This is a genomic window from Pseudomonas sp. MS01C9 (assembly GCF_058202755.1).
In genome coordinates, this window is the sequence record NZ_CM177073.1 from 279,849 (window position 1) to 301,825 (window position 21,977).

The 21,977-nt window shown below is 63.6% G+C and carries 21 protein-coding genes; 13 read left to right on the top strand and 8 right to left on the bottom strand.

Annotated features, from left to right (window positions below; translation table 11 throughout):
- Window positions 1–29: 29 nt before the first annotated feature.
- Together kefF and kefC are read left to right on the top strand one after the other, a co-directional pair.
- Complete coding sequence (kefF, locus tag AC1M7R_RS01295; protein ID WP_072392992.1) at window positions 30–551, top strand: glutathione-regulated potassium-efflux system oxidoreductase KefF; 522 nt, start codon at window positions 30–32, stop codon at window positions 549–551.
- A gap of 1 nt (window position 552) precedes the next feature.
- Entirely contained in the window at window positions 553–2,379 is a 1,827-nt protein-coding gene (gene kefC, locus AC1M7R_RS01300) for a glutathione-regulated potassium-efflux system protein KefC (RefSeq protein ID WP_072392990.1), read from the top strand.
- Window positions 2,380–2,389: 10 nt separating this feature from the next.
- On the opposite strand, the gene AC1M7R_RS01305 is transcribed toward kefC, so the two are convergent.
- Entirely contained in the window at window positions 2,390–3,358 is a 969-nt protein-coding gene (locus AC1M7R_RS01305) for a GlxA family transcriptional regulator (protein WP_083714634.1), read from the bottom strand.
- 93 nt (window positions 3,359–3,451) lie between these two features.
- On the opposite strand from AC1M7R_RS01305, the gene AC1M7R_RS01310 reads away from it, so the two are divergent.
- Entirely contained in the window at window positions 3,452–4,234 is a 783-nt protein-coding gene (locus tag AC1M7R_RS01310; RefSeq protein ID WP_072392987.1) for an MBL fold metallo-hydrolase, read from the top strand.
- A gap of 11 nt (window positions 4,235–4,245) precedes the next feature.
- Here the strand turns inward: AC1M7R_RS01310 and AC1M7R_RS01315 are convergent, their stop codons facing one another.
- Window positions 4,246–5,121 (bottom strand): aldo/keto reductase family oxidoreductase, encoded by an 876-nt coding sequence (locus AC1M7R_RS01315; protein WP_072430623.1) that lies wholly within the window; start codon window positions 5,119–5,121, stop codon window positions 4,246–4,248.
- A gap of 100 nt (window positions 5,122–5,221) precedes the next feature.
- Between AC1M7R_RS01315 and AC1M7R_RS01320 the strand changes: the two genes are divergently transcribed.
- Window positions 5,222–6,127 carry a LysR family transcriptional regulator gene (locus AC1M7R_RS01320; protein WP_072392982.1) on the top strand — a complete coding sequence of 302 codons (906 nt, stop codon included), beginning with the start codon at window positions 5,222–5,224 and terminating at the stop codon, window positions 6,125–6,127.
- On the opposite strand, the gene AC1M7R_RS01325 is transcribed toward AC1M7R_RS01320, so the two are convergent.
- Window positions 6,105–6,914: an aminoglycoside adenylyltransferase family protein gene (locus AC1M7R_RS01325; protein ID WP_165887452.1), complete on the bottom strand. Its 810-nt coding sequence runs from the start codon at window positions 6,912–6,914 to the stop codon at window positions 6,105–6,107. The two genes, AC1M7R_RS01320 and AC1M7R_RS01325, sit on opposite strands and share 23 nt — an antisense overlap.
- A 262-nt stretch (window positions 6,915–7,176) precedes the next feature.
- Between AC1M7R_RS01325 and AC1M7R_RS01330 the strand changes: the two genes are divergently transcribed.
- The 4 genes from AC1M7R_RS01330 to AC1M7R_RS01345 all read left to right on the top strand — a co-directional run bounded on the left by AC1M7R_RS01330 (window position 7,177) and on the right by AC1M7R_RS01345 (window position 10,993).
- Complete coding sequence (locus tag AC1M7R_RS01330) at window positions 7,177–7,851, top strand: SOS response-associated peptidase family protein (protein WP_490610182.1); 675 nt, start codon at window positions 7,177–7,179, stop codon at window positions 7,849–7,851.
- Between the two features lie 102 nt (window positions 7,852–7,953).
- Window positions 7,954–8,334: a RidA family protein gene (locus AC1M7R_RS01335; RefSeq protein WP_072392972.1), complete on the top strand. Its 381-nt coding sequence runs from the start codon at window positions 7,954–7,956 to the stop codon at window positions 8,332–8,334.
- A 191-nt stretch (window positions 8,335–8,525) separates the two neighbouring features.
- The gene (locus tag AC1M7R_RS01340) at window positions 8,526–9,071 is read left to right on the top strand and encodes a thioesterase family protein (RefSeq protein ID WP_072392969.1); all 546 of its coding nucleotides are present in this window, start codon (window positions 8,526–8,528) and stop codon (window positions 9,069–9,071) included.
- 158 nt (window positions 9,072–9,229) lie between these two features.
- Window positions 9,230–10,993 (top strand): L-lactate permease, encoded by a 1,764-nt coding sequence (locus AC1M7R_RS01345; protein WP_490610183.1) that lies wholly within the window; start codon window positions 9,230–9,232, stop codon window positions 10,991–10,993.
- A gap of 77 nt (window positions 10,994–11,070) precedes the next feature.
- Here the strand turns inward: AC1M7R_RS01345 and AC1M7R_RS01350 are convergent, their stop codons facing one another.
- Window positions 11,071–11,406 (bottom strand): hypothetical protein, encoded by a 336-nt coding sequence (locus AC1M7R_RS01350; RefSeq protein WP_072392963.1) that lies wholly within the window; start codon window positions 11,404–11,406, stop codon window positions 11,071–11,073.
- A gap of 244 nt (window positions 11,407–11,650) precedes the next feature.
- Here AC1M7R_RS01350 and AC1M7R_RS01355 point away from each other — a divergent pair, with 244 nt between their 5' ends.
- Window positions 11,651–12,307 (top strand): polysaccharide lyase family 7 protein, encoded by a 657-nt coding sequence (locus AC1M7R_RS01355; RefSeq protein ID WP_072392959.1) that lies wholly within the window; start codon window positions 11,651–11,653, stop codon window positions 12,305–12,307.
- A gap of 18 nt (window positions 12,308–12,325) precedes the next feature.
- Here AC1M7R_RS01355 and AC1M7R_RS01360 read toward each other — a convergent pair whose 3' ends face one another.
- The 3 genes from AC1M7R_RS01360 to AC1M7R_RS01370 all read right to left on the bottom strand — a co-directional run bounded on the left by AC1M7R_RS01360 (window position 12,326) and on the right by AC1M7R_RS01370 (window position 16,053).
- Window positions 12,326–13,558, bottom strand: coding sequence for a nucleoside permease (locus tag AC1M7R_RS01360; protein WP_072430627.1), 1,233 nt, complete (start codon window positions 13,556–13,558; stop codon window positions 12,326–12,328).
- 243 nt (window positions 13,559–13,801) lie between these two features.
- Window positions 13,802–14,857, bottom strand: a complete 1,056-nt coding sequence (locus AC1M7R_RS01365) for a sugar phosphate isomerase/epimerase family protein (RefSeq protein WP_072393082.1) — start codon at window positions 14,855–14,857, stop codon at window positions 13,802–13,804.
- 20 nt (window positions 14,858–14,877) lie between these two features.
- A complete protein-coding gene (locus AC1M7R_RS01370) occupies window positions 14,878–16,053 on the bottom strand; it encodes a Gfo/Idh/MocA family protein (protein ID WP_490610184.1) in 1,176 nt (391 codons plus the stop codon).
- A 180-nt stretch (window positions 16,054–16,233) separates the two neighbouring features.
- On the opposite strand from AC1M7R_RS01370, the gene AC1M7R_RS01375 reads away from it, so the two are divergent.
- The 4 genes from AC1M7R_RS01375 (at window position 16,234) to AC1M7R_RS01390 (ending at window position 20,791) form a co-directional block, all read left to right on the top strand.
- Window positions 16,234–17,244, top strand: a complete 1,011-nt coding sequence (locus AC1M7R_RS01375; protein WP_072393079.1) for a LacI family DNA-binding transcriptional regulator — start codon at window positions 16,234–16,236, stop codon at window positions 17,242–17,244.
- A 143-nt stretch (window positions 17,245–17,387) separates the two neighbouring features.
- Entirely contained in the window at window positions 17,388–18,290 is a 903-nt protein-coding gene (locus tag AC1M7R_RS01380; protein ID WP_490610503.1) for a TAXI family TRAP transporter solute-binding subunit, read from the top strand.
- Between the two features lie 75 nt (window positions 18,291–18,365).
- Complete coding sequence (locus tag AC1M7R_RS01385) at window positions 18,366–20,393, top strand: TRAP transporter permease (protein WP_490610185.1); 2,028 nt, start codon at window positions 18,366–18,368, stop codon at window positions 20,391–20,393.
- A complete protein-coding gene (locus AC1M7R_RS01390; RefSeq protein WP_072430631.1) occupies window positions 20,390–20,791 on the top strand; it encodes a DUF1850 domain-containing protein in 402 nt (133 codons plus the stop codon). Before AC1M7R_RS01385 ends, AC1M7R_RS01390 begins: the two co-directional genes overlap by 4 nt.
- 64 nt (window positions 20,792–20,855) lie before the next feature.
- Here AC1M7R_RS01390 and AC1M7R_RS01395 read toward each other — a convergent pair whose 3' ends face one another.
- Window positions 20,856–21,944: an SMP-30/gluconolactonase/LRE family protein gene (locus tag AC1M7R_RS01395; RefSeq protein ID WP_072392941.1), complete on the bottom strand. Its 1,089-nt coding sequence runs from the start codon at window positions 21,942–21,944 to the stop codon at window positions 20,856–20,858.
- Window positions 21,945–21,977: the final 33 nt, after the last annotated feature.

Consider the following 21,977-nt stretch of genomic DNA (forward strand, 5'->3'; position numbering starts at 1 on the left):
TTTTGCCTGGACCCGCCCTGGAATTGCCGATGATCCTGATCGTTTATGCCCACCCCTACCCCGACCAATCGCGGGTCAACCAGCAGATGCTCGAGCGGGTGTCCGGTCATCCGGACGTAGTCGTGCGGTCCCTCTACGATCGCTACCCGGACTTTGCCATCGACGTCGAGGCCGAGCAGCGTGTGGTCGAGCAAGCGCAACTGGTCGTCCTCCAGCATCCGATGTATTGGTACAGCATGCCGCCCCTGCTGAAACTGTGGATCGACAAGGTGTTCACCCACGGCTGGGCCTATGGCCGGGGCACCACGGCCCTCAAGGGCAAGAGCCTGCTGTGGGCGGTCACCACCGGTGGCGACCAGGCGCATTTCCAGATCGGCGCCCATCCGGGTTTTTCCGTGCTGGCCCAGCCCCTTCACGCAACGGCCCTCTATTGCCACATGCGCTGGCTGGAACCGGTGGTGGTGCACGGCGCCTATGCCGCTGAATCCGCTGCGCAACACGCACAAATCGAACATTACGCCGCCCGCCTGGCCGCCTGGAAGGAAGATTGATATGGAGACCCACAGCCTGATTGAGATGCTCATCTACCTCGGCTCGGCGGCGTTGATCGTGCCGATTGCCGTCCGGTTGGGCCTGGGGCCCGTGCTGGGCTACCTGCTGGCCGGGTGCGCGATCGGCCCGTGGGGGCTGAAGCTGATCACTGACGTGAAGGCGATCCTGGAATTCGCCGAGATCGGCGTCGTGCTGATGCTGTTCATCATCGGCCTTGAACTCGATCCCAAGCGTCTCTGGGCGCTGCGACGGATGGTGTTCGGTGGCGGCGCCTTACAGATGCTGGCCTGCGGTGCCGCCATTGCAGCGTTCTGCACAGCCCTGGGCCTGGGCTGGACGGCGGCGCTGCTGGTGGGGCTGACCCTGAGCCTGTCGTCAACGGCCATCGCCATGCAGGCGATGAGCGAACGCAACCTGACCGCCACCGCCGTCGGGCGCAGCAGCTTCGCGGTGCTGCTGTTCCAGGACATCGCGGCCATTCCGCTGGTGGCCATGATCCCCTTGCTGTCGGCCCACGGCGAAACACCGTCCGGTACCGCCCTGGTGCTGTCCATCGTCAAGATCGTCGCGGCCATCAGCGCCGTTGTCCTGCTGGGACGCTACGTGACGCGGCCGTTGCTGCGCTTCGCCGCGCGCTCGGGCCTGCGGGAGATCTTCAGCGCCGTGGCCCTGTTCCTGGTGTTCGGCTTCGGCTTTCTCCTGGAGGAAGCCGGCCTGTCCATGGCCATGGGGGCGTTTCTCGCCGGGGTGTTGCTGGCCAGCTCCGAGTACCGCCATGCCCTGGAAAGCGACATCGAACCGTTCAAGGGGCTGCTGCTTGGGCTGTTTTTCATCGGCGTGGGCATGTCCATCGATTTCGGCACGCTGATCGACGCGCCGCTGAAAGTCATCACCCTGACCCTGGGCTTCATCCTGATCAAGCTGCTGGTGATCAAGGCTGTCAGCCGCTTCCTGAATGTCCCCGCCGGGCAACGCTCCTGGCAGGCGGTCTTGCTCGGCCAGGGCAGTGAGTTTGCCTTCGTGGTGTTCGGCGCCGCGACGCTGGCGGGTATCCTCACCGACCAGTGGGGCAAGAGCCTGACCCTGGCAGTGGCCCTGTCCATGTGCGTGACGCCGTTGCTGATCCTGCTGCTGGATCGACTGGAATCGGCGAGCAAAAAGGGCCGCCAGGAAACCGACCTGGTGGATCAGCAGAACCCACGGATCATCATCGCCGGGTTCGGCCGTTTCGGGCAGATCGCCGGCCGCCTGCTGATGTCTTGCGGCGTGGAAGTGGTGGTCCTGGACCACGACCCCGACAACATCGAGACCCTGCGCAAGTTCGGCGTGAAAGTGTTCTACGGCGACGCCACGCGCCTGGACTTGCTGCACGCCGCCGGCGCGGCCCAGGCCACTGTGCTGATCAACGCGATTGACGATCAGCAGGACAACCTGACGCTGACCCGCCTGGTCCAGGAGCACTTCCCCGCGCTGAAACTGATCGTGCGGGCCCGGGACATGGGGCACCTGATCACCCTGCGCCAGATGGGGGTCGAGGTGGCCGAGCGGGAAACCTTCGAGAGCGCATTGTCGCTGGGTCGCCGGGCGCTGGTGCAGATGGGTGTCGGCGCCTACGAGGCGCGGGAGCGAGCGGATCAGTTCCGTCGCCTGAACCTGCAGATGCTGGAGGAAATCGTCGCCCAGCCGGAAGACGACCTCAAGTTCCGCCACGACGCCTACCGGCGCGCCAATGCCCTGCTCACCGAGATGTTCAACGAAGACCGGGCCCACCCCGTCGACAGCTGGCCTGAACATCATCGCAACGAAACGGAGGAGGCGCGCAGCTAGACCGCCCTCCTCACACACGTGCGAACTGACGCCGGTACGCCATCGGCGTCAGCCCGGTCAGCGCCTTGAACATCCGTTGCAGGTTGGAACTGCTGCTGAAACCCAGTTCGGCGCCGATGCTGGCCAGAGGCAATGACGTCATTACCAGGCGCTCGCCGACCTGGTTCAACTTGATGCAACGGGCGTAGGCGGCGACGGTCTGGCCGGTTTCGCTGCCGACCTTGCGAGCCAGGGTACGCTCGGACATGGCCAGCCGATCCGCCAGCGCCTTGACCGTGATCTGCTCCGCCGGCATTCGCTCCACCAATCCATGCAACCGCCGCAGCAACCCGTCGGGCTGCTGGATCAGCGCGATGCCCTGGAATGCCGCGTGGGGGACGGCCGGGCGCGGCAACACCATCAGCCGGGTGATGTCGCGCAGCGCATCACGGCTGAGACTTTTCTCGATCAGGTTTTCGGCCAAGGGCAAATAGCCGTTCACCCCCGACGCAGTGGCGTTGCGCTCGTTGAACACGCAGTTGCGTTCGCTTTGCCAACGCACCTTGCGATACCGCGCTTGCATCGCCTGCGCCAGCCACCAGGTCACCGTCGCGCATTGCCCATCCAGACGGCCACAGGCTGCCAGCAGGCAGACGCCGGTGCAGTAGGCCCAGAGCTGACGGTCCCGGGGACCTTTGGACAACGCCTTCACTAGCAGGGCCTGGGCGGCAACGAGCGCATTCACCTGTTCGGCCGATTCGGCCCAGAAGCCGGGAACCAGGACCGCGTCCAGATCGGTCTCGCCCAGGGCCGCCTGCGCCTGGAGGCTGACGCCATGGGCACAGTCCACCGGACCGGCCTGCAGAGCGACGTACGTCGCCTCGAACAGATCCCGGCCCCTGCGACGGTTGGCCGCGTGCAGCAGATCGGCAAATGCGAACAGGCCGGCAGGCATGCAGCCGGGGAACAGGAGTAGACCGACACGGATTGGCTGGGGCATGGCATGAAATGAATCAATGATGTCAGACTCGGCCATTATGCCCGCCCCCCCGGATCGGCACCATGAAGCGCTCGCCTTGAACAGGAAACCTTCATGAAAATCCAACAGATCCGCAACGCCACGATCATCCTGGAGTCCGGTCCGTATCGCGTGCTTGTCGACCCGATGCTGGCCGGCAAAGGCACCCTGCCGCCGCTTCGCCTGTTCGGTGCCACCCAGCGCAATCCGCTGGTGGAGCTTCCAGCCTCTGCCGAAAAAGACCTGGAGCGCGTCACTCACTGCCTCATCACGCATTGCCAGAAAGGCCATTTCGATCATCTTGACCGCACGGCGAAACGCTGGCTGAGGGAAAAACGGATCCCGGTCATCTGCACGCCCCACGATGCCGGCTACCTCGCCAAACGGGGCTTGAATGTCCAGCCGCTGGCCGAGGACCACGAGCGGCCCGTGTCCTTCCTGGACGGCACTCTTCGCTCCGTCAGATGCACCCACGGCCGTGGCCTGGTGGGCAAACTGATGGAACACGGCGTCGGCTACCTGATCGAGCTGCCCGGTGAACCCAGTGTGTACCTCGCCGGCGACACCGTGCTCACCCCCACCGTGCGCGAGTTCGTCCTGCGCCATCAACCGCAGGTCAGTGTGATTCCGGCCGGCGGCGCACGCTTCGATTTGGGCGGCGATATCATCATGGGAATCGAGGAAGCCATCGAGTTCACCCGTTTATCGGGTGCAGCCGTGCTCGCCAATCACCTCGAAGCGATCAGCCACTGCCCCACCACGCGAAAGGCACTGCGCGACGCCGCCATGACAGCCGGGCTCGGAGCGCGACTGCATGTGCCGGAAGATGGCCAGACGCTGGAGTTCCAGCCTGCCTAGGCTCTGTACGGTCAATTCGAGCCCTCGCCCAGGGCATCCAGCTCGGCCAGCAATGGCGCCGGGATCTGCAGCTCGCTCGCCGAGAGGTTCTCCTGCAGGTGCGCCACCGACGACGTACCGGGAATCAGCAGGATGTTCGGCGCACGTTGCAGCAGCCACGCCAGCGCCACGCACAGCGGTGACGCGTCCAGGCGCGCCGCTACGGCCGAAAGGGTGCCCGATTGCAGCGGTGTGAAACCGCCCAACGGGAAGAACGGCACGTAGGCGATACCCTGCCGGCCCAGGTCGGCAATGAGTGACTCGTCACCGCGATGGGTCAGGTTGTAGTGGTTCTGCACGCAGACCACCCTGGCAATGCCCTGGGCCTGCTTGACCTGCGCTGCCGTGACGTTGCTCAACCCCAGGTGACGGATCAGGCCTTGACGCTGCAGTTCGGCCAGTGCGGTGAACGATTCTTCGATGGACGCCTCCGTGGGCGACTGCATGTCGCCCCAGGCCCGCAGGTTGACCACGTCCAATACGTCCACACCCAGGTTGCGCAGATTATCGTGGACGGCCTGGGTCAACTCGGCCGGGCTCGCGGCGGGATTCCAGGAAGCGTCGGCGCCACGAACGGCACCCACCTTGGTGACGATCACCAGGTCCTCGGCGTAAGGGTGCAGCGCCTCACGGATCAGCCGGTTGGTGACGTGGGGCCCATAGAAGTCAGCGGTATCGATATGGTTGACCCCTGATGCGAGCGCCTCGCGCAGCACGGCGATGGCCGCCGCCGGATCCTTCGGCGGCCCGAACACGTGAGGCCCCGCCAGTTGCATGGCACCGTAGCCCATGCGGTTGACCGTACGGTCTCCCAACGAAAAATGACCTGCCTTGTCTGCCTTGCTCATCTCGTACCCCTTGGATTGATTGCCTGAAGCCGACTATAGGCGTTGACCACTCCACTGATAATCAGGTGCAATCCGCACGGGCTGTACGGTGGAGAGAACAATGGCGACGGATATTCAGGACCTGCTGGCCTTCGTGGCCGTGGTCAATGCAGGGGGATTTCGAGAAGGCTCGCGGGCCAGCGGCAAGTCCGCTTCCAGCCTCAGCGATGCCGTACGCCGGATGGAAAGCCGGCTCGGTGTCCGCCTGCTCAACCGCACCACCCGCAGCGTGGTGCCGACCGAGGCCGGCGCCCGCTTGATGGAACGCATCGTGCCGGCCTTGGGCGAGGTCGAGTCCGCCCTGGATGTGGTCAACGATTTTCGCGACCGCCCTTCCGGCACCCTCAGGCTGAACGTACCGGTCAGTGCCGCACGCCTGGTGCTGCCGTCCATCATCACACCGTTTCTGAAGAGCTACCCTGACATTCGCCTGGAAGTGATCACCGAAGAAAGCTTCGTCGACATGCTGGCGGCCGGGTGTGATGCGGGCATTCGCTACGACGAGCGCCTGGAGCAGGACATGATCGCCCTGCCCATTGGCCCACGCTTGCAGCGCTTCGCGACCGCCGCCTCGCCGGCATACCTCGATGCCAGGGGGCGTCCCGAGCACCCAAGGGATTTGCTGGAACACGCCTGCCTGCGGGGCAAGTTCCCCAGCGGCGCCATGCCGTTGTGGGAGTACGAGCGTGACGGCGAAACCGTCAGCGTCGATCCGAGCGGCCCGTTGATCACTCGCATTGGCGGTGCGGTGGACCTGTCGGTGCAGGCCGCGGTGGACGGGCTGGGCATCGTTTATCTGTTCGAAGACTGGCTCCGCCCCTACCTGGACAGCGGCGCCCTGGAGCCGGTGCTCGAACCCTGGTGGCAGGGCTTTACCGGACCGTTTCTCTACTACCCCGGCCGCCGCTACCTGCCCTCGCCGTTGCGGGCGTTCGTGGATTTCATCAATCAGAACCGGGGCCGCTGAGCGACCGCAAATAGAGCCGGTCGATCTCCGACCGGGCGTGACACACGAACGCCGCAACCTGCCGGGGTCGGCTGGCCAGGTCATCCCGGGCCTGCCCCCGGTAGACCGCCCGGGCCGTTTCAAGTACAGGCCGATGGGCCAGGGGCAAACGCTCGAGCAGCCATGTCGCTGCCCCGTCCTTGGGAACGATGTGGCCCGTGGCGAGGGTCAGCCAGATGCGAGCCAGGGCCAGCACCACATTGCATTGTTCATCCTGCCAATCGGCGTCTTCATTCCATTGCGTGGTGGTGTCATAGAGCGCCCGCAGCAAGTCGGCCTCGGGTATCGGCTGGATGATCGCGGTGGCCGCGGGCCCGAGCAGACAGACGCTGTGCTGCCTGGCCTTGGTCAGCAGGATCGCCAGGTCGTGATCGGCCATGGGCGGTTCGAAATACCCGGCCTGCAAGTCCTCGCGCAGCCATTCGCCGAACTGCAACTCGCGCACCGGCGGATAGCGCCACGGCACCAGCGCCGCTTGGGCGACCACCGTCACCTCCAGCGGCCGCAATGACTCGGTCGGCGGCCAGGCCGATACCGATAGCAGATCACTCATCAACCCGTGCCGCAGCGATTGCGGCAGTGGCTGGTGGACGATCACCAGCAGGTCGATGTCGCTGCCGGGCTGCAACCCGCCGTCCACCGCGGAACCGAACAGGTAGACGGCTTGCAGTCCATCGCCGAGATGAGCCGCCAGCACCTGGAGAGCACGGGTGATTTGCTGGGAAATTTCAATTGGTGTGTCAGTCATGAGCAGCCCGGTGGTTGGCAGAGACCTGCCAGTATTTTTCCATTGCCCGTGCCAGGGCAAGCCGTTACGCACCGAGACGGCGGCAGGCCCAGGAGGCACGGACCGCCGCTCGTCTCCCCGTCACGAGGATTTTCGAACCAAGCATCGGCCCACGGCTCGGACTTACATGGCCCCACTGAAAGCAATGACGGCGCGCTTGGACAATCGGGACTCGTCAGGCGCATCGAGGGTCCTTTGCGCTTCACTCCAGGGAGTTTTCACTATGTGTGACGGTTTTGTTCAGCACGTTTGCTCAAAGGACTCCCTGGCGTATTTTGCCCAGCGAGACACTCCCGGCGAACGTATCGATACGCACCTGACACGCATGGACCTGTTTCGGACGACACCCGTCGGGCCACCGGAGCGGCACAGCCTGATCAAGCCGAACATGCAGGTCAGCGCCATTCGTCGTCGCGGCGGGCACTTGGAGTCCATCAAGGTTCGCTGGGGCTGGTCACCCATCTGGTCAGTGGGAACGATGCCGCCCCTGACGCATCTGCCGCTGCATCTGGTGATGCGTTCCAAGGTCTTCGACGCGATCAAGCGCGAAGGCCGCGTACTGGTTCCCGTGGAAGGCTGGTACGAGACGCAGGTCCCCTCCTCAAGCCAGGCACAACGCCTCACGTACACGACGTCCCAGCATTCGGCCCCGATTTTCCTTGCGGCCCTGGCCCAGGCCAGCGAAACCCCCTTGGGCTGTGACGGCCTGAGCCTGGTGACCTATGGCGATATCGCCAGCCAACAGCAGTGCGTACTGGCCTTGGGCACCGAAGACGCGCTCGATTGGTTGGATCCGGAGTTCGGCTGGGAACAGGCGCAACAATTGGCCGAGCGCCTGAACAGCGTGGAACCGCACCTTGAACCGGCGATGACCGCCCAGGTCCAGGGCAATCTTTGACCCAGGCAGAACGGTTGACGGTCCTCGGGATAAAGGAATCCGGGAACGAGGCGGCATTGGGCGGTAAACTGCGGCGTCTTTTCCTAACTCATGAGGCGCCGCATGACCCACCCAGACATCACCTTCACCCCCGACCCGGATGCGGATTCCATTTCGTCCGACGTCGCCGGCTTCGGCGGCCTGCTGGTGTCCACCCAGATCCCGACCCGCGCCGACGGCAGCCTTGAACTGGGGGACATCACGCTGCAGAGCGAATGCACGCTGCAGGCCCTCAAGTCCGCGCTGGAACGTGCCGGCAGCTCCATGGACCGCGTGCTGCACCTGACCATTTACCTCACCGACATGGCCGATCGCGCGGCTTTCAACGAAGTCTACAAACGCTTCTTCGCCAAGCCATGGCCGGTCCGGGCGGCAGTGGGCGTGGCTTCGCTGGCGGTCGAGGGAATGCGGGTGGAAGTGACGGCGATGGCGGCCAAGGGCTGAGCGGCAAAGAACGTTCGTGGACCTGCAAAACGCTTTGTGGCGAGGGGATTGAGCGAAACATCGCCCCCTCGCCGCAAATATCCCGAACATATCTCAAATGCGCGTTTCCCACGCAATTCGTCAGTTACGCACCTAGCCCGCCCCCTGCGCGGAGGCTAAAGTGCGCCGTTTTCCTTGTTCACGGCGTACTTATGAATCTCTGGTTCCGACTGTTGCTGATGCTGTTCCGCCGCCCGTGGCGCAAGCCCGCGGCGCCCTTGGGTACTACGGTGGTGCGCATGCGCGTGTGGCCGCTGGACCTGGACCTCAATCGCCACGTCACCAACGGGCGTTATTTCACCCTGGCCGATGTGGGACGCATGGATTACGTGCTGCGCAGCGGCGCCTACAGGGTGGCGTTGCGCAACCGGGCGGTGCCGATCGTGGGGGATGTGTGGGGTAAATTCAGGCGGGAATTGAAGTTGTTCGAAGCGTTCGAGGTACACACCCGCATGCTCGGCTGGGACGAAAAATGGACCTTCATGGAGCACCGTTTCATCAGCCGGGGACGTGTGGTCGGGGTGGTGATCATGCGAGGCCTGTTCCGCTCAGCCAAAGGCACCCTGGCGCCGACTGAATTCGTCCGCGAGCTGGGCCTGGCCGAACAGTCGCCGGCCATGCCCGACTGGCTGGTCGCCTGGTCGCAAAGCTGCGACGGCTTGAGTCTCGGACTTCGCCAGGAGGAAGGTGAGCGCTGACCTGCGCTGGCCAGCACACCACTTGCGGCAAGGGCGCTGGCCTCCCCTTGGAGCCTGCCCCTCGCCCGCGCGCCAATCCCCCCGCCAATACCCGCCTATACTCTTGTGCCAATCCCCCCGGGGCCTGCACTTCCAACAATAAAAAGCAGAGGTGGAACATGGTTTGGCAACAAGTCTACGATCCCTTCGGTAATGCGGTGCTGTCGACGATCCTGGCGGCGGTTCCGGTGGTGGTGATGCTGGCGTCTCTGGCGTTCTTTCATATCAAGGCGCACCTGGCGGCATTGTATGCCCTGGCCTCGGCGCTGCTCATCGCGATCTTCGCCTTCGGCATGCCGGCCGACATGGCCGGTTCAGCGGCGCTCTATGGTGCCGCCAACGGCCTGCTGCCCATCGGCTGGATCGTGCTCAACATCATCTTCCTGCACCGACTGACCACCGAAAACGGCTCGTTCAAGGTGCTGCAGGACTCCCTGGCCCGCATCACCGATGACCGACGCCTGCAACTGCTGCTGATCGCCTTCTGTTTCGGGGCGTTCTTCGAGGGCGCGGCGGGCTTCGGCACGCCGGTGGCGGTGACCGGTGCGATCCTGATCGGGCTGGGTTTTTCGCCATTGGCCGCCTCCGGGCTGGCCTTGATCGCCAACACCGCGCCGGTGGCGTTCGGCGCCCTGGGCACGCCCATCATCACCCTTGCCAAGGTCACCGGGCTGGATGAAATGGAGCTGTCGATGATGGTCGGTCGGCAGTTGCCGTTTTTCTCGGTGATCGTGCCGTTCTGGCTGATCTGGGCGTTCGCCGGGTGGCGCAAGATGCTTGAGGTGTGGCCGGCGATCCTGGTGGCCGGCGTCAGCTTCGCCATCCCGCAGTTCCTGGTCTCCAACTACCATGGGCCGATGCTGGTGGATGTGATTGCCGCGTTGATTTCCATGGCGTGCCTGACCGGTTTCCTCAAGGTCTGGAAACCGGCCACGGTGCACACCTCGGCGGCGCTGTCGGGCCGGCACGATGACTCGAAGATCGACGCCAGCGAGCAACAGCAACCGGCGGCCAGCGGCGCTTTCGCCAGCGACACCCGCCCCGCCGTGCTGCGAGCCTGGATGCCGTGGATCATCCTCACGGTCTTCGTGTTCGCCTGGGGCACCCAGGGTTTCAAGAACCTGTTCGATACCCGCCCGGCCATCGATCCGCAGACCCAGTCGGTCCGGCTCGACCCCCAGGGCAAGCCGATGCGCGAAGCCAATCCGATCTTCTCGCCCCTGCTGACCTTCGGCACCATCCACCAGCAGATCGAAAAAGTCCCGCCGGTGGTGCCCCAGCCAAAAACCGAAGAAGCGGTCTACAAGTTCAACTGGTTCACCGCCACCGGCAGCGGCATCTTCCTGGCGGCCATTCTCGGCGGCCTGCTGATGGGCTATTCCATCCCGCAACTGGTGCGCCAATACCTGCGAACGCTGTGGGTGGTGCGCTATTCGCTGATTACCATCGTGGCGATGCTGGCGTTGGGATTCCTCACCCGTTATTCCGGGCTGGACGCCACCATGGGCCTGGCCTTTGCGGCCACGGGCATTTTCTACCCGATGTTCGGCACCTTGCTGGGCTGGCTCGGCGTGGCGCTGACCGGTTCGGACACGGCGTCCAACGTGCTGTTCGGGGGCTTGCAGCGGGTGACGGCGGAACAGCTGGGGATCAGCCCGGTGCTGATGGCCGCTGCCAACAGTTCCGGCGGGGTCATGGGCAAGATGGTGGACGCCCAGTCGATCGTGGTCGCTTCAACCGCCACACGCTGGTACGGCCACGAAGGGGAAATCCTGCGGTATGTGTTTTTCCACTCGGTGGTGCTGGCGATCCTGGTGGGCGGGCTGGTGACGCTGCAGGCGTATGTGGAGCCTTTCAGTCACATGGTGGTGGGAGGAAGATAATCCGCTTTGTGGCGAGGGAGAGCGAGAGCTGGCTCCCTCGCCACGGGTCAGGGCTCTGACCTTGCGAGCGTGGGTCTTTACTGAACGTTCTTCAGCTTGACCACGTCGCCGGACACCGAAGTGGTGTAGCCGGTCAGGACCCAGGCCCAGAACCAGTTTTCCTGCACTTGGGTGTTGATCATGGCGTCGCCGCCCTTGGCCTTGATCGCCGCATCCTGGGCACGCACGAAGCGGTTGTTCTGGCGAATCGGGATGAAACCGAACAACAGCAGGCCAGTGGCCTTGGCTTCACTGTGACCGACAACGGTGTACTGGCTGCTGTCGTACTGCTGGGTCTTCATCGCGGTACCGGTGCAACCCGCCAGGACCAGGCCCAACAATGCGCCGGCGACAACTTTGCTGAAATGCTTCATCAACTACTCCATGGGATAACGCCCGGGATCCATCTCTCGGGCGGCGCGTACTCTACCCCATCGACTTCAGTTTGACATCAGTCACGCCAACCCGCAAAAACGCCGGCAAGGCTCGGTGCAGAGCCATCCGTCAGGTGCCTCTCCAGCGAAACAGGCCTGGGTCGATAACATGGACACTGTGCCATGGAAGGCAAATTTGCCATTACGGCCGAGACCACGGCCGACTCCATGGGAGTACCCGATCATGATTGACCTGACTGTCTGGAACATCACCCTTCCCGTGCAGACCCCGGCGCAAGTGGTGCACACCAAGGCCATGCCGAGCCTGCAGAACAAGTACTTCAACCGCAGCGGCGAACGCATCGTGTTCTGGGCGCCGGTGACCGGTTCCCATACCGGCAAGAGCGAATTCCCGCGCTCCGAGCTGCGGGAAACCGGCAAGGACGGCAAGCTGCGCAACTGGCGCTACAACAGCGGCATCAATACCCTCAAGGGCACGCTGGCGGTGAACCAGGTGCCTTCCGAAGGTCGCGTGGTGGTGGCGCAGATCCACGCCAAGGATGCCCCTACGCCGCTCTTGAAACTGGTGTACCGCTACGCCAAGGGCAAGGGCAATGTGGATGTGGAGTACCGGGTCAAACCCAAGGACAAGAAGAGCCCCGTGCTCTTCAGCGTACCCAACGTGGCCCTGAACAAAGTCTTCAACTACTCGCTGCAGATGGACAAGCAAGGCAAGCTCACCGTACTGGTCAACAACGTCGGCAAGCAGGTGAAGCTGGACTCGTCCTGGCATCCCTATAACTTCTACTTCAAGGCCGGTGTCTACACCCTGGACAACGTCGGCAACGCCAGCGAAGGCGGGAAAGTGACCTACACCAAGCTGGACGTCAGCCATAAATGACCGACGTCCCGCCCGGCCTCATGCCTTCGAGGTCGCCGCCAGCGCTTGCCGGCCACTGAAGGTCAGCAGGAAGAACACCAGCACCACCAACGCGAAACCGGCCGGGAACAGCCAGATGCTGTTCCAATCGTGGCCTGCATCCACGACGAAGCGATCGGTCACCTGCCCCGCCACCCAGAAGCCGATCAGCATCCCCACCCCATAGGTCGCAAGGGTGATCAACCCCTGGGCCGAACTGCGCAGGTGCTTGGGCGCCTTGGCGTCGGTGTAGATCTGCCCCGAGACGAAAAAGAAGTCATAGCAGATGCCGTGCAGCGCAATGCCGGTGAACAGCATGAATGCCAGGTCCCCGTTGTTGCCGTAGGCGAACAACACATAGCGCAACGCCCACGCCAGCATCCCCACCAACAGCGCCAGCTTGATGCCGAAGCGCTGGATGAACAGTGGCAGCAGCAGCATGAACAGCACTTCGGACACCTGCCCGATGGCCATCTTCGCCGTGGGGTTGGCCATGCCGGTTTCGGCCAGGAACGGGTTGGCGTTCTGGTAGTAGAACGCCAAGGGGATGCAGATCAGGATCGAGGCCATGAAGAACACCAGGTAGCTGCGGTCCTTCAACAGTCCCAGCGCGTCCAGTCCCAGCAGTTGCTTGATGCCGCCACCGCCGGCCTGCTCCTCCAGCGGCGCCGTGGCCGGTAGGGTGAAGCTGTAGAGCCCAAGGACCAGCGAGGCAATGGCCGCCATCAGGAAAGTATTGCGCAGTCCGCCCGCGGCGATGGACTCACGCGAGTCCCAGGCGAACACGAAGCTGATCACCACCCCCGCGACGATCCAGCCCAGGGTGCCCCAGACCCGGATGCGCGAGAACTCCAGCGCCGGGTCGCGCATCTGGCGAAACGCCACGGAATTGACCAGGGCCAGCGTCGGCATGTAGACCACCATGTACGCCAGCACATACGGATAGAACTCGCCGAATTGCGCCGCGCCATACAGCTGGTACAGCAGCACCGCGCCGATCAGGTGCAGCACCGCGAGGATGCGTTCGGCGTTGAAATAACGGTCGGCGATCAGGCCGATCACCAGCGGCGCGATGATCGCCCCCCAGGACTGGGTGGAGAACGCCATGCCGACCTGCCCGCCGCTGGCGCCGAGGGTGTTGGAGAGAAAGGTCCCCAGGGTGACGAACCAGCCTCCCCAGATAAAGAACTGAAAAAACATCATCACGCTCAGGCGTGCATTCATCGTGGTCATGACCGTCACCGTTCTGATTGTTGTTTTTGTAAAAGGACCGTTAAGCAACCAGGCCATGGGTTTATCCAGTTCATAAACCCTCTGGAGCCAGGCAAGCTCCCGATGGCGAGGGGATCTATCCCCGCTGCGCTGCGAAGCGGGCCCGAGGCCATGGACTCCATGAGCCTGACACGCCGAAGTGTCAGGCCTGGGACCGCTTCGCGCTCCAGCGGGCGTGAGCGCCCTCACCACACGGGTGCAGGTCTATTTCAATAGGCCCAGCAGCCGCCGATTGGATTCTTCGTCCGCCGTAACGCCGGCAAAATCGTCGAACGCCTTGCGGGTCTTGCTGATCATGTGCCGCTGGATGAACGCCGCGCCTTCGGCGGCGCCCTGCTGCGAATCCTTCAGGCAGCACTCCCACTCCAGCACCGCCCAGCCGTTGAAATCGTATTGGGTCAACTTGCTGAAGATCGATCCGAAGTCGATCTGTCCGTCGCCCAGGGAGCGGAATCGGCCGGGACGATCGACCCAGCCCTGATAGCCGCCGTAGACACCGGAACGAGCGTCGGGGCGGAACTCGGCGTCCTTGACGTGGAACATGCGGATGCGTTCGTGATAGCGGTCGATGAAGCCCAGGTAGTCCATCTGCTGCAGCAACAGGTGGCTGGGGTCGTAGAGGATGGCTGCCCGAGGATGATGGTCCACCGCTTCCAGGAAGCGTTCGAAGGAGGCGCCATCGTGCAGGTCTTCGCCGGGATGGATTTCGTAGCACAGGTCCACGCCGGCCTCGTCGAAGCGATCGAGGATCGGCAACCAGCGCCGGGCCAGCTCGGCGAACCCTTGTTCCACCAGCCCGGACGGGCGCTGTGGCCACGGGTACATATAGGGCCACAGCAGCGCACCGGAAAAGGTCGCGTGGGCCTTGAGTCCCAGGCGCCGGCTGGCCCGGGCGGCCAGCTTCAGTTGCTCGATGGCCCACTCGGTCCGCGCCTGGGGCTGGCCGCGCAGGTGGGCCGGGGCGAAGTCATCGAACAGCGCGTCGAACGCCGGGTGCACCGCCACCAGTTGCCCCTGCAGGTGCGTCGACAACTCACTGATTTCGACCCCGGCCTGGGCGCAGGTGGCCTTGAGCTCATCGCAATAATCCTGGCTCTCGGCGGCCCGGGCCAGGTCGATGTAGCGCGTGCCCAGGGTCGGCAACTGAATGGCCTTGTAGCCTTGCGAGGCGGCCCACCGGGCGATGTTCGCCAACGAGTCGAACGGTGTCTCGTCGGACATGAACTGGGCCAGGAAAATAGCCGGCCCGCGCAGGCCCATCGGTGTTTCTTCGGTGGTTTTCACAACAGCGATTCTCCGGTTTCCAGCGCGGTCCACTTCGCCTCGCCGCGATGATTGATGATGGCGGCCTCGATGAATGCCATGGTGCGCAGGCCGGTCTCGATGCCGGGTACGCCAGGCACGTCGGGGCCTTCGACCCGCTCGCGAATGGCCCGGGCGAAATCGCCATAGAGGTTCGCCATGGCTTCCAGGTAGCCCTCGGGGTGCCCGGCCGGCAAACGCATGCGTCGCGTCGCCGCTTCGCTCAGCCAAGGCTGGCCGACACCACTGCGCAGGATGCGCAAGGGTTGGTCGACGGCACGATGAATCAGGCTCGAAGGTTCTTCCTGGCGCCATTCCAGGGCGCCCTTGTCGCCATAGACGCGGATCTTCAGCGGATTCTCTTCACCGCTGCAGACCTGGCTGGCCAGCAACACGCCACTGGCGCCGCCTTCCATCCGGAACAACATGGCGACATCGTCATCGAGTTGCCGACCTGGGACATGGGTGCCCAACGCGGCGCACAGATGTTGGATCGGCTGGTCCGCGACGAACTCCGCCAGGGAAAACGCATGGGTGCCTATGTCCCCGATGCAACCGCCCAGCCCGGACCGGGCTGGGTCGTCGCGCCACTCGGCCTGCTTGTTGCCTTGCCCGGCGAGGTCCTGGCTGAGCCAGCCCTGGGGATACTCGACGAACACTTTGCGCACCCTGCCGATGACACCCGAGCGCACCATTTCCCGGGCCTGCCAGACCATGGGATAGCCCAGGTAGGTGTGGGCCAGACCGTAGAGGCAGCGGCTGCCTCGCAGATCGTCCTTGAGCGCCAGCAATTGCTTGAGGTCCAGCCCGGCGGGTTTTTCGCTGAACACATGGAAACCGGCCTTCAGTGCCTGGCTGGCAATGGGGGCATGGAGGTGATTGGGGGTGACGATCACCAGCAGTTCCATGCGCTGATCCAGGGGCAGCAGCGCTTCGGCATCGAGCATTTGCTGCCAGTCGTGATAGCAACGGGACGCGGGCAGCCCCAGGGACGCGCCGGTCTGCCGGTTGTTATGGGGGTCGCGGCTGAACGCACCGCACACCAGTTCGAAGCCGCCGTCCAGGCCAGCGGCCTGGCGATGGGCCTGGCCGATGAAAGCGCCCTCTCCACCGCCCACGAAGCCCATTCTTATTTTGGGTGCCACAGGGTTCATCACGACGCTCTCATGCAGGATTGATATGGGATGTAACCGGTTACATCATGGCCGAATCTAGGCCCGGTTTCGTGCCGTGTCAAATCCAGGAGGGACGCCCCCCGGACGTTTGTGCGCCGTCCAACCTGCGGTAAGCTGCGCAGCCGTGCCCCTATTTCCTGGCGCTGCGTCGAGGTGCGTTTGTCCAATATTCGTGAAGTGGCCCGGCTGGCTGGCGTTTCCGTGGCCACGGTGTCCAGAGCGCTGAAATCCCCGGAGCGGGTGCTGCCCCAGACGCGGGACAAGGTGAACGCGGCGGTGGAACAGGCCGGCTATCGACCGAACCTGATGGCCGTGCAGTTTCGGTCCCGGCGAACCGGTAACCTGGTGATCCTGGTCCCGACCATTGCCAATACCTTTTTCGCCCGGGTCATCAGCGGCGCCCAACAGGCGGCGCAGGCGGCGGGTTACCGATTGCTGCTGTGCGACACCCAGGGCCGGGAAGACATCGAGCAGGCCTTTGCCGCGCTGGTCTACGCCCATCAGGCCGATGGGGTCATACAACTGCGCGCCTGCGACCCTTTCGTATCACTGCCCCCCGGCACCGACCCGCTGCCCCTGGTCAATGCCTGCGAAGTGGTCAAGGGCGCTTCCTACCCCACCATCAGCCTGGACAACCGCAGCGCCGCCCGGGCCATGACCGAATACTTGCTCGGGCTCGGCCACCGCCGCATCGGCATCATCAAGGGACCGCGCAGCAGTCCGTTGACCCTCGACCGCGTGGCCGGTTATCAGGACGCCTTGCACGACGCCGGCATCGCCATCGACCCCGAGCTGATCTGCCATGGCGACTTCACCCTCAAGGCCGGATTCGAGGGTGCCGGCGCGATGCTCGCACTGGCCGAGCGCCCCAGTGCGCTGTTCTGCGAAAACGACGAGATGGCCATCGGCGCTCTCAAGCGCATCAAGCAGACGGGCCTGCGGGTGCCCGAGGACATTTCCCTGGTGGGGTTCGACGACATCCCTTTCGCGGCGTATTGCGATCCGCCCCTGACCACCATTTCCCAACCGGCCGAAACCTTCGGCCAGATGGCCGTGGACATGCTGATCGCCCTGATCGAGAACAAGCCCATCCCACAGCGGCATGTGCTGCTGCCGTTCGAGTTGACGGTGCGCGGCAGCAGTGCGGCGCCAGGTTCCGGTATGACCTGACCAGGCACATGGGCTTTATCGACTCGCCATCAGGCCCGTTTCAACTACAGTGGAAAGACTCTGCATAAAGCCATAACAAGACGGAGAGTCTCCCCATGCAAATCAACAAGCACTTCATCTCCCTGGCCACCGCCGCAGCCTTGATGGTGGCCAGCACGGCCTACGCAGCCCCGGTGTACATCAACATACTGACCGGGGGCACCAGCGGTGTCTATTACCCGATCGGGGTCGGGCTCTCCCAGATCTACAGCAGCGGCATCAAGGATTCCAAGACTTCGGTCCAGGCTACCAAGGCTTCGGTGGAGAACCTGAACCTGCTCCAAGCCGGACGCGGGGAATTGGCCTTTGCCCTGGGCGATTCGGTGGCGGACGCCAGCAATGGCGTGGAAGACGCTGGCTTCAAGGCCCCCTTGACCAAGTTGCGGGCCATCGCCGGAGCCTACCCCAACTACATCCAGATCGTCGCCAGCCAGGAGTCGGGCATCAAGACCTTGGCCGATCTCAAGGGCAAGACCGTTTCGGTCGGCGCGGCGAAATCCGGCACCGAGCTCAATGCCCGGGCGATCTTCAAGGCTGCGGGCCTGACGTACGACGATATGAAGGTGCAGTACCTGCCCTTCGCCGAGTCGGTGGACCTGATCAAGAACCGCCAGTTGGATGCCACGCTGCAGTCCTCCGGCCTGGGCATGGCGGCCATTCGCGACCTGGCGTCGACAATGGCGCTGAACTACGTGTCGATTCCGGCCGATGTGATAGGAAAAATAGGCAACCCGGCTTACCAGAGTGCCCAGATCCCCGCCAATACCTACGACGGACAGGCCGACGCAGTGCCCACTGTTGCCATCACCAACATCCTGGTGACTCGCGAGGACGTGCCGGACGAAGTGGCTTATCAAATGACCAGGCTGCTGTTCGACAACCTCAATCGCCTGGGCACCTCCCATTCGGCAGCCAAGGACATTTCCCTCGAAAACGCCGCGAAGAACCTGCCGATCGCCCTGCACCCCGGTGCCGAGCGCTACTACAAGGAAGTGGGCGCACTGTAGTTTCCCGGGCTGCAATGGCACCGCGCCGTTGCAGCATTGCGTTCCGCACCCGCTGCAGACAACAGGCAGGTACCTATGAGTGAAGACCAGCACGGCATCCCCGCAGACCCTCGGGATTGGCCCAAGGCCCTGTTTTGCGTGGCACTGCTGTTTTCCGTATTCCAGATCATCACGGCGGCCTTTTCCCCAGTGTCCAGCATCGTATTACGGGCTGTGCATGTTGGTTTTCTATTGTGGGTGGTATTTCTCAGCTACCCGACCTACGGAAAACAACGACCGTGGCAGCCACTGGCCTGGGCCTTGAGCCTGGCGGGCGTGGCGACGGCGCTATACCAATGGATATTCGAAGCCGACCTGATCCAGCGCTCCGGCGACCTGACCACGACCGACATGGTCATCGGCAGTCTCCTGATCATCCTGGTGTTCGAAGCCGCACGGCGCGTGATGGGCATCGCCCTGCCGATCATCTGCGGCCTGTTCCTGGCCTATGGCCTGTTCGGCGAATACCTGCCGGGCGACCTGGCCCATCGCGGTTATGGCCTGGACCAGATCATCAACCAGTTGGCGTTTGGTACCGAAGGGCTCTACGGCACGCCGACCTATGTATCGGCCACCTATATCTTCCTCTTCATCCTGTTCGGCGCCTTCCTGGAAAAGGCCGGCATGATCAAACTGTTCACCGACTTTTCCATGGGCCTGTTCGGCCACAAGCTGGGCGGCCCGGCGAAGGTGTCGGTGGTGTCATCGGCATTGATGGGCACCATCACCGGTTCGGGCATCGCCAACGTGGTGACCACCGGGCAGTTCACCATCCCGTTGATGAAGCGCTTCGGCTACAAGGCTGCGTTCGCCGGTGGCGTGGAAGCGACGGCCAGCATGGGCAGCCAGATCATGCCACCGGTGATGGGCGCCGTGGCGTTCATCATGGCCGAGACCATCAACGTGCCCTTCGTGGAAATTGCCAAGGCGGCCTTGATACCGGCATGCCTGTATTTCGGCTCGGTATTCTGGATGGTGCACCTGGAGGCCAAACGCTCCGATCTCAAAGGCCTGCCCAAGGACCAATGCCCGAGCGCCTGGAGCGCGGTCAAGGAGAACTGGTATCTGCTGATCCCGCTCGCGGTGCTGGTCTACCTGCTCTTTTCCGGACGCACACCACTGTTTTCCGGCATGGTGGGGTTGGCATTGACGGCTATCGTGATCCTCGGCTCGGCGATCATCCTGAAAGTCTCGAACTATGCCCTGCGCTGTGCGTTCTGGGTCGCGCTGGGTATTTTCTGCGTCGGTTTTTTCCAGTTGGGGATCGGTATCGTCTTTGCAGTCATCGCTGTATTGGTGATGGCCTGCTGGTTCATGCAAGGCACCCGGGAAACCCTGGTCATCTGCTTGCATGCCCTGGTCGACGGTGCCCGCCACGCCGTGCCGGTAGGAATCGCCTGCGCCCTGGTCGGCAGCATCATCGCCGTGGTTTCCCTGACCGGCGTCGCGTCCACTTTTGCGGGTTACATCCTCGCCATCGGCAAGGACAACCTCCTGCTGTCACTGATCCTGACCATGCTCACCTGCCTGGTGCTGGGCATGGGCATCCCGACCATTCCCAACTACATCATCACCAGCTCGATCGCCGCGCCCGCCTTGCTGGAGCTGGGGGTGCCGCTGATCGTGTCACACATGTTCGTATTCTACTTCGGCATTCTCGCCGACCTGACACCGCCGGTGGCCCTGGCCTGCTTCGCCGCCGCGCCCATTGCCAGGGAAAGCGGCCTGAAGATCAGCTTCTGGGCCGTACGTATCGCCCTCGCCGGTTTCGTCATACCGTTCATGACGGTCTACAACCCGGCGCTGATGCTTCAGGGCGACAACTTGTGGATGACCGCCTACATGCTGGTCAAGACACTGCTCGCCGTCGGCCTGTGGGGAATGGCATCCACCGGTTTCCTGCAACAGAAGATGCCCCTCCTGGAACGGCTGGCCTGTTTTGCCGCCGGCGCACTGCTGGTGGTGGCGCTGCCGCTGACCGATGAAATCGGCTTTGTCCTGGGTGCGCTGTTGATCGGCCAACACCTCTGGCGTGCCCGCCGTGTCGGGCGGGCCTTGGCTTGATTGGCCTATGCCTGGGACTCTCCGGCGCAGTCTGGGCGCAACTGGAGCTGCGCGACTTCACGCTGGCCTGGGATCACACCATCGAAAAGATCCGCTGGGAAGAGGACTATCACATCACCGAAGAAGGCCTGGTCTTGGGCGAGGCCAGGGTCAAGGGCAATGGGGCCGGCATGGAAATTCCCGAAGGTGCCCGGCTGGCAAATGGCAGTTGGCGCTTCCATCGCCAACTGCCACCGCTGCAACCGCTGAAGCTGGGGCGCACGCCCCAAGCCGGTGACTACCAGCTGTGTCATGCCGGACACTGCCAGCCGATGAGCCATTGGCTGGGACCGGCTAGCCAGGCTCGACCGGCTGTGGAGCTATGGAGCTGCGCGCTCCAGTCGGCGACCGATCGATGAACGAGAGGTCGCCGTCGGGCTCGGCAAGTGGCGCCTGCGACAACCGATCCGCGATGCCTGGACTTCAGGCGAACGTCGCACCCCGGGTGTTCACGAACAGCGAGTACAGCGAGTGGCTGCCAGCCATGAACAGCCGGTTGCCCTCACGTCCGCCGAAGCACACATTGGGGCAGCGCTCCGGCAGGGAAATATGCCCGATGGCCTTGCCTTGCGGATCGAACACCCGCACGCCGTCGAGTTTCTCCAGGTCGGCCCTGGGGTCGCCGTTACCGCCCCAACCGCACCAGAGGTTGCCGCTCTCGTCGCACTTGAGTCCGTCGATGGCCGCGTAATCCAAGCCCTCGATATGCTTGCGGCGCTCCCCCAGGGTGCCATCGTCCTTGACCGTGATCGCCCAGACCAGGCGGTTGGGCTTGGCCCGGCCTTCGACCACGTAGAGGATTTTTTCGTCCGGGGAAAAGCACAGGCCGTTGGGGCCCGCCAAGTCATCGATCACCCGGCTGACCTTGCCGGTCTCGCCATCGATGCGATAGACCGCATGAGGCTGGACGGGAGTGACCTTGTGCCCTTCATAGTTATTGCCGGTCTGGAACGGTGGGTCGGTGAACCAGACCGAGCCATCGCGTTTGCAGACGATGTCGTTGGGCGAGTTGAAAGGCTTGCCGTCGAAACTGTCCGCCAGCACGGTGATCGTACCGTTGTGCTCGGTACGGGTGACGCGCCGGCCTTCGCTGGATGTAGTGGACCCTTCGCACACCAGCAGCCGTCCCTGGCGATCGCGACACATGCCATTGGAGAAGTTGGCGTTCTCGCGATACACCGACAGGCTGCCCGTAACCTCATCCCAGCGCATGATGCGATTGTTGGGGATGTCGCTGACCAGCAGGTAGCGACCATCGCCGATCCATACCGGCCCTTCCGCCCAGCGCAGGCCGGTGGCGAGCTTTTCCACACTGGCGTTGAAAATGCGCAGGTCCATGAAGCTGGGGTCTAGGACATTCACCAGGGGGTCCGGATACCGTTGGCTCAACGGCTCGGCCTGGGTGAGCCCGGGCAGGTTCCCCAGGGTGGCGGCGGCGGCCGAGACCACCAGGGATTTTTTCAGGAAGAGCCGGCGCTGCTGATCGGTGATTGAAGGTTGTGAAGCATCCATCGTACGTCTCCGTTAATTATTATTGGACGGGGA

Bases quoted from the DNA above. Each gene is read 5' to 3' on its own strand.
- kefF (WP_072392992.1), top strand. From the start codon at position 30: ATGATCCTGATCGTTTATGCCCACCCCTACCCCGACCAATCGCGGGTC.
- kefC (WP_072392990.1), top strand. From the start codon at position 553: ATGGAGACCCACAGCCTGATTGAGATGCTCATCTACCTCGGCTCGGCG.
- AC1M7R_RS01305 (WP_083714634.1), bottom strand. From the start codon at position 3,358: ATGCCCCAGCCAATCCGTGTCGGTCTACTCCTGTTCCCCGGCTGCATG.
- AC1M7R_RS01310 (WP_072392987.1), top strand. From the start codon at position 3,452: ATGAAAATCCAACAGATCCGCAACGCCACGATCATCCTGGAGTCCGGT.
- AC1M7R_RS01315 (WP_072430623.1), bottom strand. From the start codon at position 5,121: ATGAGCAAGGCAGACAAGGCAGGTCATTTTTCGTTGGGAGACCGTACG.
- AC1M7R_RS01320 (WP_072392982.1), top strand. From the start codon at position 5,222: ATGGCGACGGATATTCAGGACCTGCTGGCCTTCGTGGCCGTGGTCAAT.
- AC1M7R_RS01325 (WP_165887452.1), bottom strand. From the start codon at position 6,914: ATGACTGACACACCAATTGAAATTTCCCAGCAAATCACCCGTGCTCTC.
- AC1M7R_RS01330 (WP_490610182.1), top strand. From the start codon at position 7,177: ATGTGTGACGGTTTTGTTCAGCACGTTTGCTCAAAGGACTCCCTGGCG.
- AC1M7R_RS01335 (WP_072392972.1), top strand. From the start codon at position 7,954: ATGACCCACCCAGACATCACCTTCACCCCCGACCCGGATGCGGATTCC.
- AC1M7R_RS01340 (WP_072392969.1), top strand. From the start codon at position 8,526: ATGAATCTCTGGTTCCGACTGTTGCTGATGCTGTTCCGCCGCCCGTGG.
- AC1M7R_RS01345 (WP_490610183.1), top strand. From the start codon at position 9,230: ATGGTTTGGCAACAAGTCTACGATCCCTTCGGTAATGCGGTGCTGTCG.
- AC1M7R_RS01350 (WP_072392963.1), bottom strand. From the start codon at position 11,406: ATGAAGCATTTCAGCAAAGTTGTCGCCGGCGCATTGTTGGGCCTGGTC.
- AC1M7R_RS01355 (WP_072392959.1), top strand. From the start codon at position 11,651: ATGATTGACCTGACTGTCTGGAACATCACCCTTCCCGTGCAGACCCCG.
- AC1M7R_RS01360 (WP_072430627.1), bottom strand. From the start codon at position 13,558: ATGACCACGATGAATGCACGCCTGAGCGTGATGATGTTTTTTCAGTTC.
- AC1M7R_RS01365 (WP_072393082.1), bottom strand. From the start codon at position 14,857: ATGGGCCTGCGCGGGCCGGCTATTTTCCTGGCCCAGTTCATGTCCGAC.
- AC1M7R_RS01370 (WP_490610184.1), bottom strand. From the start codon at position 16,053: ATGAACCCTGTGGCACCCAAAATAAGAATGGGCTTCGTGGGCGGTGGA.
- AC1M7R_RS01380 (WP_490610503.1), top strand. From the start codon at position 17,388: ATGGTGGCCAGCACGGCCTACGCAGCCCCGGTGTACATCAACATACTG.
- AC1M7R_RS01385 (WP_490610185.1), top strand. From the start codon at position 18,366: ATGAGTGAAGACCAGCACGGCATCCCCGCAGACCCTCGGGATTGGCCC.
- AC1M7R_RS01395 (WP_072392941.1), bottom strand. From the start codon at position 21,944: ATGGATGCTTCACAACCTTCAATCACCGATCAGCAGCGCCGGCTCTTC.